Source organism: Pseudomonas sp. XK-1, from assembly GCF_038069885.1.
In the GTDB taxonomy this organism is placed as follows: Bacteria; Pseudomonadota; Gammaproteobacteria; order Pseudomonadales; family Pseudomonadaceae; genus Aquipseudomonas.
In genome coordinates this window covers 387,495-403,371 of record NZ_JBBPES010000005.1, presented here as the reverse complement: position 1 = coordinate 403,371, position 15,877 = coordinate 387,495, and the positions used below count along the sequence as shown (strand labels likewise).

At 65.0% G+C, this 15,877-nt stretch carries 17 protein-coding genes; 9 read left to right on the top strand and 8 right to left on the bottom strand.

Annotated elements, in window-relative coordinates; all coding sequences use genetic code 11:
• Positions 1-102: 102 nt before the first annotated feature.
• The 8 genes from WMW70_RS15740 (at position 103) to WMW70_RS15705 (ending at position 7,926) form a co-directional block, all read left to right on the top strand.
• Positions 103-1,647, top strand: a complete 1,545-nt coding sequence (locus WMW70_RS15740; protein ID WP_341438402.1) for an MBOAT family O-acyltransferase — start codon at positions 103-105, stop codon at positions 1,645-1,647.
• Positions 1,648-1,659: 12 nt separating this feature from the next.
• Positions 1,660-2,799 (top strand): alginate O-acetyltransferase, encoded by a 1,140-nt coding sequence (locus WMW70_RS15735; protein ID WP_341438401.1) that lies wholly within the window; start codon positions 1,660-1,662, stop codon positions 2,797-2,799.
• Positions 2,800-2,875: 76 nt separating this feature from the next.
• Positions 2,876-3,523: an alginate O-acetyltransferase AlgF gene (locus WMW70_RS15730; protein WP_341438400.1), complete on the top strand. Its 648-nt coding sequence runs from the start codon at positions 2,876-2,878 to the stop codon at positions 3,521-3,523.
• Positions 3,524-3,698: 175 nt separating this feature from the next.
• On the top strand, positions 3,699-5,138 hold the full coding sequence (locus tag WMW70_RS15725; RefSeq protein WP_341438399.1) for a mannose-1-phosphate guanylyltransferase/mannose-6-phosphate isomerase: 1,440 nt from the start codon (positions 3,699-3,701) through the stop codon (positions 5,136-5,138).
• A gap of 134 nt (positions 5,139-5,272) precedes the next feature.
• On the top strand, positions 5,273-5,737 hold the full coding sequence (locus tag WMW70_RS15720) for a multidrug transporter (RefSeq protein WP_341438474.1): 465 nt from the start codon (positions 5,273-5,275) through the stop codon (positions 5,735-5,737).
• A 34-nt stretch (positions 5,738-5,771) separates the two neighbouring features.
• Positions 5,772-6,602, top strand: a complete 831-nt coding sequence (locus WMW70_RS15715) for an SDR family oxidoreductase (protein ID WP_341438398.1) — start codon at positions 5,772-5,774, stop codon at positions 6,600-6,602.
• Positions 6,603-6,612: 10 nt separating this feature from the next.
• Positions 6,613-7,005, top strand: coding sequence for a hypothetical protein (locus tag WMW70_RS15710; protein ID WP_341438397.1), 393 nt, complete (start codon positions 6,613-6,615; stop codon positions 7,003-7,005).
• Positions 7,006-7,065: 60 nt separating this feature from the next.
• The gene (locus WMW70_RS15705) at positions 7,066-7,926 is read left to right on the top strand and encodes a DMT family transporter (RefSeq protein ID WP_341438396.1); all 861 of its coding nucleotides are present in this window, start codon (positions 7,066-7,068) and stop codon (positions 7,924-7,926) included.
• A 78-nt stretch (positions 7,927-8,004) separates the two neighbouring features.
• Here WMW70_RS15705 and WMW70_RS15700 read toward each other — a convergent pair whose 3' ends face one another.
• The 6 genes from WMW70_RS15700 to WMW70_RS15675 all read right to left on the bottom strand — a co-directional run bounded on the left by WMW70_RS15700 (position 8,005) and on the right by WMW70_RS15675 (position 13,721).
• On the bottom strand, positions 8,005-8,955 hold the full coding sequence (locus tag WMW70_RS15700; RefSeq protein ID WP_341438395.1) for a LysR family transcriptional regulator: 951 nt from the start codon (positions 8,953-8,955) through the stop codon (positions 8,005-8,007).
• Between the two features lie 159 nt (positions 8,956-9,114).
• Positions 9,115-10,566, bottom strand: coding sequence for a diaminopimelate decarboxylase (lysA, locus tag WMW70_RS15695; RefSeq protein ID WP_341438394.1), 1,452 nt, complete (start codon positions 10,564-10,566; stop codon positions 9,115-9,117).
• A gap of 81 nt (positions 10,567-10,647) precedes the next feature.
• The gene (locus WMW70_RS15690) at positions 10,648-11,427 is read right to left on the bottom strand and encodes an ATP-binding cassette domain-containing protein (RefSeq protein WP_341438393.1); all 780 of its coding nucleotides are present in this window, start codon (positions 11,425-11,427) and stop codon (positions 10,648-10,650) included.
• Positions 11,424-12,167 carry an ABC transporter permease gene (locus tag WMW70_RS15685; RefSeq protein ID WP_341438392.1) on the bottom strand — a complete coding sequence of 248 codons (744 nt, stop codon included), beginning with the start codon at positions 12,165-12,167 and terminating at the stop codon, positions 11,424-11,426. The genes WMW70_RS15690 and WMW70_RS15685 overlap by 4 nt, the downstream gene beginning before the upstream one ends.
• The gene (locus WMW70_RS15680) at positions 12,164-12,889 is read right to left on the bottom strand and encodes an ABC transporter permease (protein ID WP_341438391.1); all 726 of its coding nucleotides are present in this window, start codon (positions 12,887-12,889) and stop codon (positions 12,164-12,166) included. Before WMW70_RS15680 ends, WMW70_RS15685 begins: the two co-directional genes overlap by 4 nt.
• A gap of 40 nt (positions 12,890-12,929) precedes the next feature.
• Positions 12,930-13,721 (bottom strand): ABC transporter substrate-binding protein, encoded by a 792-nt coding sequence (locus WMW70_RS15675; protein WP_341438390.1) that lies wholly within the window; start codon positions 13,719-13,721, stop codon positions 12,930-12,932.
• A gap of 369 nt (positions 13,722-14,090) precedes the next feature.
• Here WMW70_RS15675 and WMW70_RS15670 point away from each other — a divergent pair, with 369 nt between their 5' ends.
• Positions 14,091-14,516, top strand: coding sequence for a group II truncated hemoglobin (locus tag WMW70_RS15670; protein WP_341438389.1), 426 nt, complete (start codon positions 14,091-14,093; stop codon positions 14,514-14,516).
• 134 nt (positions 14,517-14,650) lie between these two features.
• Here WMW70_RS15670 and fdhD read toward each other — a convergent pair whose 3' ends face one another.
• Entirely contained in the window at positions 14,651-15,475 is an 825-nt protein-coding gene (gene fdhD, locus WMW70_RS15665) for a formate dehydrogenase accessory sulfurtransferase FdhD (RefSeq protein WP_341438388.1), read from the bottom strand.
• Positions 15,476-15,505: 30 nt separating this feature from the next.
• The gene (locus WMW70_RS15660) at positions 15,506-15,754 is read right to left on the bottom strand and encodes a formate dehydrogenase subunit delta (RefSeq protein ID WP_341438387.1); all 249 of its coding nucleotides are present in this window, start codon (positions 15,752-15,754) and stop codon (positions 15,506-15,508) included.
• Positions 15,755-15,877: the final 123 nt, after the last annotated feature.

Sequence of the window (15,877 nt, the reverse complement as noted above, 5' to 3'; positions counted from 1 at the left end):
GCAAATCCAGCCCACGAACACTGCAAGACCCTCCCCGCTCGCGGGGGGGAAAGGGGGGGCTTATGAGCCCCGAAAGAGTTGCTACTCACCGGAGATCTACGGATGGTGTTTTCATCCAACGTATTCCTGTTCTTGTTCCTGCCGATCTTTCTCGGCCTGTACTACCTGAGCAGCAATCGCTATCGCAACCTGCTGATCCTGATCGGTAGCTACGCCTTCTACGCCTGGTGGCGGGTGGACTTTCTCCTCCTGTTCATCGCCGTCACCCTGTGGAACTACGGCTTCGGCCTGCGCATCTATCGCGCCGGCGTACGCAGCAAAGCGGCGCAGCGCTGGGTGCTGTGGGGCGTGGTCGGCAACCTGGCGACCCTGGGCTACTTCAAGTACGCCAACTTCGGTGTGGAGAACATCAACAAGGTGATGGAGGCGGCCGGCCTGGAGCCGTTCCTGCTGACCAATGTGATCCTGCCGATCGGTATTTCCTTCTATATCTTCCAGTCGCTCAGCTACCTGATCGATGTGTACCGCGGTGACACCAAACCCACGGAAAACCTGATCAACTTCGCCGCCTTTATCGCTCTGTTCCCCCAGCTGATTGCCGGGCCCGTGCTGCGCTACAAGGACCTGGCCGACCAGTTCACCGACCGCACCCACAGCCTCGACAAGTTCAGCGAAGGGGCGACACGCTTTATGCAGGGCTTCGTCAAGAAGGTGTTTATCGCCGACAGCCTGGCTCCGCTGGTCGACCACATCTTCGCCCTGCAAGACCCCAGCACCGGCGACGCCTGGCTGGGCATGATCGCCTATACCGCGCAGCTGTATTTCGACTTCTCCGGCTACAGCGACATGGCCATCGGCCTGGGCCTGATGATGGGCTTCCGCTTTATGGAGAACTTCAACCAGCCCTATATCAGCCAGTCCATCACCGAGTTCTGGCGGCGCTGGCATATCAGCCTGTCCACCTGGCTGCGCGACTACCTGTATGTGCCCCTGGGCGGTAACCGCGGCGGCACCTTCAACACCTACCGCAATCTGTTCCTGACCATGTTGCTGGGTGGCCTGTGGCACGGGGCCAACTGGACCTTCCTGATCTGGGGCGCATGGCACGGCACCTGGCTGGCCATCGAGCGCGCCTGTGGCGTGAATGCCGCGCCCAAGGTGATCAACCCGCTGAAATGGCTGTTCACCTTCCTGCTGGTGATGCTCGGCTGGGTGATCTTCCGCGCAGAGAATCTGGACATCGCCTGGCGCATGTACAGCGCCATGTTCAGCCCGGCGATCTTCAGCAGCCAGGGCTGGCAGCTCAGCGAACTCAACAGCGCCAGCATCAGCGACCTGCAGATTGCCACCCTGATCCTGGCCTATGCGGTCATGGCCTTTTGCGGCCTGCGCCAGTTCTACCGCCACAAGGCGCTGGATGCCCGCGCCGATGGGCCAGCGACCGATCTGTCGCGCATGGTCAAGGCCGTGCCGGGTGATGACCAGGGGCTGGTGGTTGGCAGCGGCGGTGTCGTGGTGCAACGCGCCACCTGGAACGCCGCCATGCCGCGCTATCTGGTGCGTGCTGCGTTGCTGCTGCTGTTCTGCGCCTCGCTGATGAAGCTCTCGGCGCAGAGCTACTCACCCTTTCTTTATTTCCAATTCTGAATGAGGCCGAGCATGACGCGTCCCTTACGCAAACTCTACGTCGCCCTGTTTATCGGCGTGCTGGGCCTGCTCTCGCTCGGCTCCCTGGCCGGCGTGCTGAGCTACCAGTTGCCCAAGCAGTTCAGCCTGCTCGACGGCGGCCTGGCGAAGACCTTCGAGAGTCATTACGACAAGCACTTCCCGCTCAAGACGGTCGGTACCAACGTCTGGGCCGCCCTGGACTACCTGCTGTTCAACGCCGGCCGGCCCGGCGTGCTGATCGGCGAACGCGACTGGCTGTACTCCGATGAAGAGTTCAAGCCCGTGGCCGACGGCCAGCAGCAGTTGCACGACAACCTGGCGCTGATCCGCGGCGTGCAGGCGCACCTGGCGCAACGCGATGTGCTGCTGGTACTGGCGGTGGTACCGGCCAAGGCGCGCCTGTATCCGGAAAATATCGGCGAGCACTCGATCAGCCCGCTGCGTCAGGACCTCTACCAGCGCTTCCACCGCGCGCTGCGCCGCGCCGATATCGCCGCACCCGATCTGCTGCAGCCGCTGCAGGCGGGGAAGGAGCGCGGCCAACTGTTCCTGCGTACCGATACCCACTGGACCCCGCTGGGGGCCGAGATTGCCGCCCAGCATCTGAGCCAGGGCGTGCAGGCGGCCGTGAAGCTGGATGGCGAACCGCAGGTCTTCGTCACCGAAGCCACCGGGCAGGCGGCCTACCAGGGCGACCTGAGCAGCTTCCTGCCCCTCGACCCGCTGTTCAGCCAGCTGCTGCCCGACGCTGACCAGTTGCAGCAACGGGAGACCCACCCCGCCCAGCCGCAGGACGACGCCGCCGGGCTGCTCGGCGATGTCGAGCTGCCGGTGGCCCTGGTCGGCACCAGCTACAGCGCCAACCCGGCCTGGAACTTCGCCGGCGCGCTGCGCCAGCACCTGCAACGGGACCTGAGCAACCACGCCGAGGACGGCCAGGGGCCAATCGTGCCGATGCTCAAGTACCTGCAGAGCGAGGAATTCAAGAACAGCCCGCCGCAGCTGGTGATCTGGGAATTCCCCGAGCGCTATCTGCCGATGGCCAATGACCTGGAAGGCTTCGACCCGGCCTGGATCGCCACGCTGAAAAGCAGCAACAAACAACGTCTGGCCAGCAGCCACAGCCACTGAATCGGCCTGCCCTGAGGCGGCTTGAACGCACACCCGATCGACCGATCATTTTGTTCAATCACATGGAGCTCTACTTATGAACAGACCCACCAAATACAGCTGGACCCTCTACGCCTGCGCCCTCGCTCTGGGCTTCGGCAGCCTCCAGGCCCAGGCCGGCGACGGCGCGCTCTACGCGCCCAGCGCGCCCAAGGGCTCGTCCTTCGTGCGCGCCTATAACGCCAGCAATAGCGAAGTCAGCGTCAGCGTTGGCAACACCGACCTGCGCGATATCGCCCCCCTGGGCTCCAGCGACTTCAGCTACATGCCGCCGGGCAGCTACAGCGCCCAGGTCGGCAGCAGCACCCTGCCGGTGAAACTGGACGCCAATCGCTTCTACACCCTGGTCAACCAGCCGGGCAGCACGCCCAAGCTGGTGGAGGAAGCCGCCTTCAACAACAAGCAGAAGGCCCTGCTGCGGGTGCAGAACCTGAGCGACCGCGCCCTCAGCCTGAAAACCGCCGACGGCAAGGCCGCGGTCGTCGAGGCGGTCGGCCCGAACGATAACGGCCAGCGCGAAGTCAATCCGGTCAAGGTCAGCCTGGCGCTGTACGACGGCGACCAGAAGATCAGCGATCTCAAGCCCGTCACCCTGGCCCGCGGCGAAGTGGTCTGCCTGTACATCACCGGCACCGCCGGAAAGCTTTCCCCGGTCTGGGTCAAGCGCCCGGCCCGCAACGAATAACACCCACAGACAAGACTAAAGATCGGCAATAGACCGATAGGTAAATAGCGCCTTGAGCAGCGAGAAGGCGCTCTGGAGTGGTCCCCCAGCGCTGGTTTCAGCCTGGGCAGCGGGCCGCCGCACAAGCGTGCGGGGCAGGCCCAACCCAATGCATAGATGCTTAGGAGTAACAGAGATGATTCCAGTAATTCTTTCCGGTGGCAGCGGCTCGCGCCTCTGGCCGCTGTCGCGCAAGCAGTTTCCCAAGCAGTTCCTCGCCCTGACCGGCGACGACACCCTGTTCCAGCAGACCATCAAGCGCCTGCGCCTGCCCGGCATGCAGCCGCCACTGCTGGTGTGCAACCAGGAACACCGCTTTATCGTCCAGGAGCAGCTCAAGGAGCAGAAGCTGGAAACTCAGGCGACCCTGCTCGAACCCTTCGGTCGCAACACCGCGCCGGCGGTGGCCATCGCCGCCCTGAAGCTGCTCGCCGAAGGCCGAGACGAGCTGCTGCTGATCCTCCCCGCCGACCATGTACTGGAAGACCAGGCGGCCTTCGAGGCGGCCCTGCAATTGGCCCAGAAGGCCGCCGAGCACGGCGAGATGGTGCTCTTCGGTATTCCCGCCAGCCGCCCGGAAACCGGCTATGGCTATATCCGCTCCATGGCCGACGACAGCCTGCCGCGGGGCGTGGTACGGGTGCAGAGCTTCGTCGAGAAACCTGATGAGGAGCGCGCCCGCGCCTTCGTCGAATCCGGCGATTACTTCTGGAACAGCGGCATGTTCCTGTTCCGTGCCAGCCGCTACCTGGAGGAGCTCAAGCAGCACGAACCGGATATCTACGACACCTGCCTGCTGGCCCTGGAGCGCAGCACGATCGAAGACGACGTGGTGCTGATCGATGCAGCCACCTTCGAGTGCTGCCCGGATAACTCCATCGACTATGCCGTGATGGAAAAGACCAGCCGCGCCTGCCTGGTGCCGCTCAATGCCGGCTGGAACGATGTCGGCAGCTGGTCGTCGATCTGGGACGTGCACGCCAAGGACAGCAACGGCAACGTCACCAAGGGCGATGTCATGGTGCACAACAGCCGCAACTGCCTGGTACACGGTAACGGCAAGCTGGTCTCGGTGATCGGCCTGGACGACATCGTGGTGGTGGAAACCAAGGACGCCATGATGATCGCCCACCGCGACCACGTGCAGGACGTCAAGACCGTGGTCAAACAACTCGATGCCCAGGGCCGCAGCGAAACCCAGAACCATTGCGAGGTCTACCGGCCTTGGGGTTCCTACGACTCGGTGGACATGGGCGGGCGTTTTCAGGTCAAGCGCATCTCGGTCAAACCCGGGGCCACCCTGTCCCTGCAGATGCACCACCACCGCGCCGAACACTGGATCGTGGTCTCCGGCACCGCCGAGGTGACCTGCGACAACAAGGTGTTTCTGCTCACCGAAAACCAGTCCACCTACATCCCCATGACCTCGGTGCACCGCCTGAGCAACCCGGGCAAGATCCCTCTGGAGATCATCGAAGTGCAGTCCGGCAGCTACCTCGGTGAAGACGACATCGAACGTCTCGAGGATGTCTACGGCCGCAGCAAGGCCACAGCACTGAGCGTGGTCGCCCGCTAAGTCGCCGTTCAACCCGCGGTAAACAGACGCCGGCCCCTGCCACTGCAGGGGCCGGCGTTGCTGTTTCCGGGCGGGCGCATGTCGCGGCAACCTTGTGTAGGATAAGGCTCTGTTTGTCTACCAAGGCTGCCACCATGCTGATTGGCGCAATACTGGTCCTGAGCTGGCTGATCCTGTTGATCCGCTACCCGAGCAAAGCCATGCCGGTGTCCCTGGCGGCCCTGCTCGGTCTGGGCCTGGTCGCCAGCTGGGTGCTCTGGCAGGAAGCCCGCGAGACCCGCCACCTGGCCCACCTCGAATTACGCCTCGACTACGCCCCGGACCGCTGCCCGGCGGATCGCCCGCTGGCCCTGAACCTGAAGAACGGCAGTGAAGCCGCCCTGCTGGAGCTGCATTGGCAGGTCGCCGCCTACCGCCCCGGCGACAGCGTCAACCTGGCCGAGCGCCTGTATGAAACCCCGCGCTACAGCGGCCCCGGCGAACTGCTGCCCGGTGCCGAGTGGCAAAGCTGTCTGCCTGTGCCAACCCTGCGCAGCGGCTACCGTGCCAGTACCCTGGAGTTTCGCGCCGAGCGGCTGCACGGCAGCTTCAGCCGCTGATATTCAAATCCCACAACAGAACAAGGATGCCTGCATGACCCAGCCCGTCGCCCTGATCACCGGATGTTCCAGCGGCATTGGTCGCGCCTTGGCCGAGGCATTCCAGCAGGCCGGATATCAGGTCTGGGCCACGGCACGCAAAGCCGAAGACCTGGCCGCCCTGAGCGCCGCCGGCTTTCACGCCGTGCAGCTGGACGTCAACGATGGCCTGGCCCTGGGCCAGTTGGCCGAACGCCTGAAGACTGAGGTCGGCGGCCTCGACGTGCTGATCAACAACGCCGGCTACGGGGCCATGGGCCCGCTGCTCGATGGCGGCGTCGAGGCCATGCGCAAGCAGTTCGAGACCAACGTGTTCGCGCTGATCGGCGTGACCCGCGCGCTGTTCCCCCTGCTGCGCCGGAACAAGGGGTTGGTGGTAAATATCGGCAGCGTCTCCGGCGTGCTGGTGACCCCCTTCGCCGGCGCCTACTGCGCCTCCAAGGCCGCCGTGCATGCCCTGACCGATGCCCTGCGCCTGGAGCTGGCCCCCTTCTCGATCGAGGTGATGGAAGTGCAGCCCGGGGCGATCGCCTCCAGCTTCGGGGCCAACGCCAGCCAGCAGGCCGAACAGCTGATCGATCAAGCCTCGCCCTGGTGGCCGATCCGCGACGGCATTCGCGCCCGAGCCAACGCCTCCCAGGACAACCCCACCCCCACCAGCCACTTCGCCCGCAACCTGCTGGCCGCGGTGCAGCAGAAGAACCGCCCGCGCCTGCTGCGCCTGGGCAATGGCAGCCGTAGCATGCCGCTAATGGCCGCCCTGGTGCCCAAGGCGTTGCTGGAGAAGGTGCTGAAGAAACGCTTCGGTCTTGATCGCAGTCTGTAGGAGCACATTGATGAGCGAGCCCACCACCCCCAATAGCGTCCCGGTCACCCACCTGGCTATCGGCGGCGTGGCCGCGGTTATCCTGCTCAACCTGCTGCTGCGCACCTTCGTCAAACTCGGCGGCGTGCTCAGCACCCTGGTTGTGGCCGCTGCCGTTGCCGGCGGCATGTACCTGTGGTTCGCCTGGCGCAACCGCCGCCCGCCCCAGCGCAGTGAGAGCCGTCGCCTGCTGTGGCTCTACGGCGGCATCCTGGCCCTGCTCTACCTCGGCCTGCTGGGCATGATGATGCTCAAGGACGAGCCCGGCCCCATGGGGCTGCTGATCTTCGGGCTGCACTACTTCTGCTACCCGCTCTTGGCCTGGCTGTTTTTTATCAAGGGTTTCGGCAAGCGCGGAGAGTAACGACATCGCCCGAGCGAACCGAAGCGCGCCACAGATCTAACCGCAGTTCCAGGAAAGCCCATGTCCCACACCCGCCTTTTCAGCATGACCGCGCTCGCCTTGATCGCCTTCGCCGCCAACTCCCTGCTGTGCCGGGCAGCGCTTGCCGACGGCAGCATCGATGCCGCCAGCTTTACCAGCATTCGCCTGATCGCCGGAGCCGTGGTGCTCTGGCTGATCGTGCGCATCCGCGCGGGCAGCGCGATTGGCAAGGGCAACTGGCTATCGGCGCTGGCCCTGTTTGCCTACGCCGCCGGGTTTTCCTTCGCCTACATCGAGCTGTCGACGGCCACCGGTGCCCTGCTGCTGTTTGGCGCGGTGCAGAGCACGATGATCGGATACGGCCTGTACCGGGGCGAACGCCTGCGGCTGCCCCAGCTCGGTGGCTTGTTGCTGGCCATTGGCGGGCTTGTCGGCCTGCTTCTACCGGGTCTCTCCGCCCCACCGCCACTGGCCTCGGCGCTAATGCTGGGCGCGGGAGTGGCCTGGGGTATCTACTCGCTGCGCGGCAAAGGCGCAGGCGATCCGCTGCAGGTCACCGCCGGCAATTTTCTCCGGGCGGTGCCCATTGCCCTGGTGCTGAGCGCCGTGATGCTCGGCGATATCTCCCTGCAACACACAGCCGGAATTGGCTACGCCATGGCCTCGGGCGCGCTGGCCTCCGGGCTGGGTTATGCCGTCTGGTACAGCGCCCTGCCGGCCTTGAAAGCCAGCACCGCCGCCAGCGTGCAGCTCAGCGTACCGGTGATCGCCGCCCTGGGCGGCGTGGTCCTGCTCGCCGAGCCCCTCAGCCTGCGCCTGCTCCTGGCCTCCCTGGCCATACTCGGCGGCATCGCCCTGGTAATCCTGACGGGGCCACGGGCCAGGCCAGCCAGCCGCTAACGCAGTCGCCAGGCGGCCCAGCGGCCTTGTTCCAGCAAGCTGGGGGACCTTGTGCTTTACCGCTGTGTGCGGTGCTGCCTACTTGAAGTAGCGCGCCCGCACCGCCGCCACCGTGGCCTCGCGCAGCAGGCCGATAAAAAGCTGCTCCACATCCGTCAGTAGCTGGTTTTCCGGGGTGACCAGGTACACCTCGTTGACCGGCAGCTCGTCGTAGGGTGGCAGCTGGAACAGCAGCTTCTGCGCCACAAAGGGCTTGGCCCCCTCGACGGTGAGGGCTCCGAAGCCGAGGCCGGCGAGGATCAGCCGGCGCACTTCCTCCTCGTTGGGCGACACCGCCACCAGGCGGCCCCAGAACTGCTGCTGGGTGCGCACCGAGTTGACCGCGCTGAGGCCCTCGCCGGGCTGATCGCTCTCGAAGGAGACATAGGCCAGGCCGCGCAGGTCTGCGGCGGTCAGGTTGTCGCGGCCGAACAGCGGGTGGCGCGGGCCGCAGTAGAAGGCCATCTGCTCGTAGCCAATCAGGTCGAAGTGCAGGCCGGTCTGGGCGGTCTTCTTGTTGCTGATGCCGATATGCAGGCTGTCTCTGGCCACGGCGTCGACGATGTCGGCGCTGGGCTGGGAGCTGAGGCTGATCAGCACATTGGGATAGAGGCGGTGGAACTGCGTCAGGCTGTCATCGAAGGGTTGGCAGCTGACATGGCTGGCGACCTGGATATGCAGCTCGCCGAGCACCGCGCCGGCCTCGCCGGCGTATTGCTCGGCCATCTTGTCGATGATGCTGCCGGCCGAGGAAATGTACTCGTAGACTCGCAAGCCCTGCTCGGTCAGGGAGAACATGCCCTTCTTGCGCTGGATCAGGCGCATGCCCAGGTGTTCTTCCAGACGCTTCAAGGCATTGCTGACGCTGGGCTGGCTCAGCGACAGCTTGCGCGCCGCGCCGGTGATGCTGCTTTCCTCGACGATGACCAGAAAGGTGTACAGCAGGTTCCAGTCCAGGTTGCGCAGCAGGCGCTCGCGGGGCGACAGCATGATCGGTGGTTCTCCCAGGCAGGCCGTCATCCCGGCCACTTCGGGAGCAACAGTGCACCGCTCACAGCCCCTAGCGCAAGGCTATAAGGCCACTGGGCTGAGTAGGGTGCGCCGTGCGCACCGGCAAGCAACTGGCTGGTGCGCACAACGCCCACCAGCTCAGTCCAGATCATGGGCCAGCAGATCGCGGTACTCGCCACGGCGGCGGATCAGCCGACTGCCCTGCTGCAGGTCCACCAGCACCGCGGCGGCGGACTGGCGGCCGCAGTACTGGCTCATCATCTCCAGGGCGTAGGCACCCACGTCCAGCAGGGCTATCACATCGCCCATGGCGGTGGCCGCCGGCAATTCGCGCAGATTCGGCTGGTGCACCAGCACCTGCTCCAGCACCGCGCGATGCTGGGCCAGCGCCGGCTCCTCGGCGATCAGGTCCGCCACAGCGCCCTCGCCTTCGATGTCGTAGTAGGTGTCGCTGCTGTCACACAGCGGGCCGGCCATGCGGCAGTGCTGGGTGTCGCGATCATCGGCGCGGGAGGCGTTGAGCATATGGAAGTACCAACCGTTATACAGGTCGAACAGGACGCTGTAGCCGGCGTCCAGGTAGAACACCGGGCGGCCTTGGCGCTGCTTGTGGGCCTCGATACGGGTCAGCAGGATGGCCGTGTCGCTGACCATGCTGCGCCCCGGTTCGACTATCAGTTCGATCTGCTCACCCAGGGCCTGTGACACCGGCTTGATCAGGTGTTCGGCAAGCAGGGCGAAGTCCACCGTGGTGCGGTAATTGGCGCGGTAGTGCGCGGCCACCGTGTCGAAGTTGGCCTCGGCGCTGCTGTAGTTCTTCGGGAAGCCGCCGCCCAGGTTCAGATGCTCAAGCGGGTAAGGCAGGCGCTCGGCGACCTGACGCACATAGTCGATGAGGAAGTTGGCCTCGGCCTGGTACACCGCAATATCGGTGATCTGGGTGCCGATATGGGCATGCACGCCCACCAGCCTGAGCGCATCCGCATGGGCCAGGATCAGCTCGATGGCATCACTCTGCTCGGCGGCGGTCATGCCGAATTTGGAGGTCGAGGTGCCGGTCTGCCAGCCGGCGGCGGCACCGCCCTGGATCTCCGGAATGATGCGCAGGCTGACCCGCGCCTGCCGGCCCAGTTCGCTGGCCACCGCGAGGATGCGCGCCAGCTCCGACAGCGAGTCGACATTGATCGCCTTGATCCCGGCGGCAATCACCTCGCGCAACTCGCCGACCTGCTTGGCCACGCCGTTGAACACCATCTGCGCCGGGACGAAGCCGGCGATCTGCGCCTTGTAGAACTCGCCGCCAGAGTTGACCTCCAGATCCAGGCCACAGTCCTTGAATACCTTGAGCACCGCCAGGTTGGCGCAGGCCTTGCTGGCGAAGCAGACCCGGGTCTTGGCATGCACGCGGCGGAAGTTGTCCAGGATATCCCGGGCATTTTCCCGCAGCTGGCTTTCCGAATAGACGAACAGCGGCGAGCCATAGCGCTCGACCAGCTCAATGGCCCTGACCCCGTCGATCAGCAGCTGGTTATGGGCGCTTTCAAGGTGCTGCGCTCGATTCCAGGGGTACAGGGAGACGACTTGGCTCATAGGTTTCACCGTAGGGTGCGCCGTGCGCACCGTTGCGTTATTGGGTTATTGCGGTGTCATTGGTGGTGCGCACGGCGCACCCTACGTCGTCGCCAGCAGGCGGCGCAGGTTGTCCGATTGCGGGGCGTTGAACAGCTGATCGGGGCTGCCCTGCTCCTCGATGCAGCCCTGGTGCAGGTACACCACCTTGGACGACACCTCGCGGGCGAAGCGCATTTCGTGGGTGACCATGATCATGGTGCGGCCCTCCTCGGCCAGCTCGCGGATCACCAGCAGCACCTCGCCCACCAGTTCCGGGTCCAGGGCCGAGGTCGGCTCGTCGAACAGCATCACTTCCGGGTCCATGGCCAGGGCGCGGGCGATGGCCACCCGCTGCTTCTGCCCGCCGGACAGGCAGTCGGGGTACATCTGGCACTTTTCCAGCATGCCGACCCGGGCCAGCAGCTTCTTCGCCTGGGCCTCCACATCGATGCGGTTGCGTTTGAGCACCAGGCAGGGGCCGAGCATCACGTTCTCGAGCACGGTCATGTGCGACCACAGGTTGAACGACTGGAAGACCATGGCCAGGCGTGCGCGCACCCGCTCGATCTGCCGCTGGAAGCGCCGCGAGCGCACGCCACGGCGGTTGGTGCCCAGCTCCAGCTCCTCGCCATGCACGCGCAGGCGGCCACTGTCGGGAAACTCCAGCAGGTTCATGCAGCGCAGCAAGGTGCTTTTACCCGAGCCGCTGGAGCCGATGATGCTGATCACGTCGTGCTTCTCGGCGGTCAACGAGACGCCCTTGAGCACCTCGATACCGGCGAAGGATTTGTACAGGTTCTCCACCTGCAGGGCGGTGGTCTGGGGGATGCTGGCGGTCATGGCGACACTCCGGCGGATACCCGCTTTGCGGCGAGTGAAGTGGCAGTGGATGGAGCCTGGCGTACACGCTGGTGGCGAGTCAGGCACAGCTCCAGGCGGTGCCAGAGCCAGACGAAGGCGCTGGTCATCAGCAGGTAGAGCAGCGCTGCCCAGAGGTACACGGACAGGTCGAAGGTCTGCGAGAAGATGCGCCGGGTCTGCCCCATCACATCGAACAGAGTGATCACGCTGACCACCGCGCTGCCTTTGAGCAGCAGGATGATCTCGTTGCCCAGGGCCGGAAAGGCGATGCGGTAGGCATTCGGCAGGATGATCATGCGGTACTGGTTGAAGCGCGACAGGCCCATGGCCACGCCCGCCTCGATCTGCCCATAGGGCACGGCGCGCAGGCCGCCGCGGAGGATCTCGATCTGATAGGCCGTGGAGTTGAGGACGAAAGTCAGCAGCGCGCAGTAGTAGGGATCGCGGAAGAACCACCACAGCCCCAGCTGGCTCAGTTCGGCGCGGAACTGGCCCGAGCCGTAATAGACCAGAAATAACTGGGCCAGCAGCGGCGTGCCGCGAAAGAACGAGACGAACAGGCGAATCGGCCAGCGCAGCAGGCCCCCTTCGCTGCAGCGGGCGATGGCCAGGGGCAACGCCAGGGCGCAGGCCAGCAGCGCGGCGATGGCGGTGAGCTGCAGGGTCAGGCCGGCACCGGCCAACAGCTGGCCGGAGAAGCGTGTGAGGAGTTCCATCATGCTGCCTGCCCTCCCGTGCGGTAACCGCGGTTGGCGCGGCGCTCCATGCGCGCCAGCAGGCACTCGCAGAACAGGCACACCAGCCAGTAGGCCAGGCACACCACCAGGAAGAACAGAAAGGGCTTCTTGGTGGTGCCCACGGCGATATTGGCCATGCGCATCAGGTCGCTCAAGGCGATCACCGAGACCAGGGCGGTGTCCTTGAGCAGGTTGATCCACAGGTTGCCCAGCCCCGGCAGGGCCAGACGCAGCAGTTGCGGCAGCTCGATCACGCGGAAGATGGTCAGCCGGCGCAGGCCCATGGCCTGCCCCGCCTCACGCTGGCCGCCGTCCAGGGCCTGCCAGGCACCACGCCAGACTTCGCTGGAATAGGCGGCGAAGACCAGGCTCAGGGCCAGCACCCCGGCGATAAAGGGGCTCAGTTCCAGATAGCCGGCCGTCGGGTCGTACCAGCGCAGCAGAGCGTTCAGGCCCATACCCACGCCGTGGTAGATGATAAACAGGGTGAGCAGCTCGGGCAGGCCGCGCAATGTGGTGCTGAAAGCCAGGGCCAGGACGCGCGCCGGGCGCGCACCGAACAGCGCCAGCGCCGCCACCAGCAGGCCCAGCAGCAGGCCGACCGGCAGGGTCGTCAGCGCCAGGGCCAGGGTCACCCCGAGGCCCTGCAGCAATTCGTCGCCCCAGCCGGCGTCACCGAAGCTCAGGTAGGTGAGCCAGTCCATAACAGATCCTCTTCTCGTTGAGCAGATGGGCTTTATTGGCTCACTGCTCCAGAGTCAGCAGATTCACCGAGAAGAACTTGTCGTTGATGGCCTGGTAGGTGCCGTCGGCGATGATCGAGGCCAGCGCCTCATTGAGTTGCTGCCGCAGCGCATCGTCCTCCTTGCGCAGCGCCATGCCGACGCCCTCGCCGACATATTTCGGGTCGCTGATCGGCGCGCCGGCCATACGGCAGCAGCTGCCATCCTCGGATTTCTGGGTCCAGTCGAGCATCGGGATCATGTCACCGACCTGGGCATCCAGGCGCCCGGAGGCCAGATCCAGATTGACCGCATCCTGGGTCGGATACAGACGCACATCGGAGTCGGGGAACATCGCCATCAGGTAATCGGCCTGGGTGGTCGCACCCTGGGCACCGATGGTCTTGCCGGCCATGGCAGCCGGGCTGAAATCGCTGAGTTCGGAATCCTTGGGCACCACAAAGGTCATCGCCGATTTCTGGTAGGGATCGCTGAAGGCGACCTTCTGCCGGCGCTCCTCGGTGATAAACATGGAGGCAATCACCACATCGTATTTGTTCCCCAGCAGCGCCGGGATGATGCCGTCCCAGTCCTGGGCCACCAGGCTGCACTTGACCTGCATGCGCTCGCACAGGGCCTTGCCGATCTCGATATCGAAACCGGCCAGCTGGCCGTCGGCGGTGTAATAGTTGAACGGCGGGTAGGCACCCTCGGTGGCCAGGCGCAGGGTCGGGCCTTCGGCGGCCTGGGCGGCTGCGAACGGCAGGGCAACGAGGCTGGCGCAGAGCAGCAGGGAGCGGAGAGTCTTATTCATCTTGTTTTCCTCTGGAATCGGGGTTCGCTGTGAAGCCGGCCGTCACCCGCAAGCCCGCTTCACCTGACACTGGATGACCAACAGGTCACCGCCGCGATCCAAGAATCCGCCCGCACCTCGCATTTATCAAATGTATATTTATTATGTTATGCATAACTCTGGGCTATGTATTTTTCGCACAAAACAAGGTCAGCCGCGCACCGAGGCGGGGCGATTTTGCGGGTGAAAGCCGTGCTTTGATCTGCCAAGAACCGCCAAACGCCGGACCGCAGCAAGCTGGCACCTACGGGAAATGCCCAGCCGTGGGTAAAGGGCATTCCCATGCAGCCATGGCCCCTTACAATGGCGTCTTTTCCCGGGAAGCCTGCAATGACCCCTGCCCCTACCTACGGCATCGGCGATGCCTCTTACCAGGCCGCTGGCGGCATCGCCGGCCTGCAGCGTCTGGTCGCCGACTTCTATCGATTGATGGATAAGCAGCCCGAGGCCGCCGACCTGCGCCGCCTGCACGGCGACAGTCTGGAGCTGGCCGCCGACAAGCTGGCCTGCTTTCTCAGCGGCTGGCTCGGTGGGCCCAAGCTGTTTCAGGAAAAGTACGGCAGCATCGCCATCCCCGCCTTCCATGCGCAGTGGCCGATAGACGAGCGCCTCAGCGAACTCTGGCTCAGCTGCATGGCCCAGGCCATTGCCCTGCAGCCCTATACGCCGGATTTTGCCGAGTACCTGCTGAGCCAGTTGCGGGTGCCGGCGCAGCGTATCGTCCAGGCCAGCGGCAATCGACATGGGCAGCGCTAGCCACCCCTGTACGAAGCCTACGCCACCCGGTAGGGTGCGCCGCGCGCACCAGCGCCAGCAGCTCAATACGAGTCCGTAGAACCTCTATTTCGACGCCCGTTGCGCAGCACGGCTTTCGTAGGCGCGCCCAGGATCTACTCGGCGTCCGCTGCCGGGCTGTAGACCCGCGGCGCGCTGTGGTGCGGCAGGTGGATCAGGTTGAGCCGGTGCTCGCGCGCCCAGCGCACGCTGAGATTGGTCGGTGCCGAAAGGCTGACCAGGGTGGCGAATTCACCGCGCACCGCCTTGTGAATCAGCTCCAGGCTGCAGCGACTGGTGATCACCACGAAGCCCTGGCGCGCGCTGCGACCCTGCTGACTCAGTGCGCCGATCAGCTTGTCCAGCGCGTTGTGCCGGCCGATATCCTCGCGGCACAGACCGATTTCGCCGTCCTGGTCGACGAATAACGCGGCATGCAGGGCACCGCTGTGGCGCGCCAAACTCTGCACGCTGGCGATGCGCGCGCGCAACTCACGCAGGTGAGCGGCGGGCGGCAAGGGGCTGGGTGGCAGCGCTGTGAGTTGCGGCAGTGCCTGCTCCAGCGCCGCCACGCCACACAGGCCGCAACCGCTGGTGCCGGCCAGTTGCCGGCGCTGCTGCTTGAGCGCCCAGAAGGCGCGGTTGCTGATCTGCACCTCGGCGTTGAGGGCGTCGCCGTTGCGCGTCACCCGCACGTCGTAGATCTCCTCGATGCTATCGACCACCGCGCTGCTCAGACTGAAACCGATGACGAAGTCTTCCACGGCCGAGGGCGAGACCATCATAACCGCATAACTGATGCCGTTGTAGGCAATCGCCAGGGCGCACTCCTCGGCCAGCATGGCGCTGCCGCGCAGCGCCACGTCATCCAGCTCGACATAGGCATAGGCGTCCTGCGCTTCGGTTGCGTCCGTGATGACGATGGCTGCGCTGGGCGGCATGCTCGAAGACTCCCTGGCCATGAAATGCGCTTAAGCCGGCCGGGCCAGCGGTTCGAACTGTTCGCGATGGGTTCGCATCGCCTCGAGCACGAAGGCGCTCAGCCCTTCACCCTCGGTGGCGTCGAGGTGGGCGCAGAGCGCGCTGCGCATCTGCGGGTCCCACTGGCGCTTGAGGTGCTGGGCGAAGTCGTCCTGCGCCTGCTGCGGGTCGGGCTGGGAGGCGAAGAAGGCACCGATCTGGTTGGCCATCTTTATAAGTTGCGTGGCGTTTATGCCCATGGACGTGCTCCGCTGATTGACCTGAATGCCGCGTAAGCTGGCCTGTATAGGGTGCGGCTGACGACTGGGGGCCTGGTGCGCACGGCGCACCCTACGAGCCCGCACCCGGCGACCCAGAGCCCT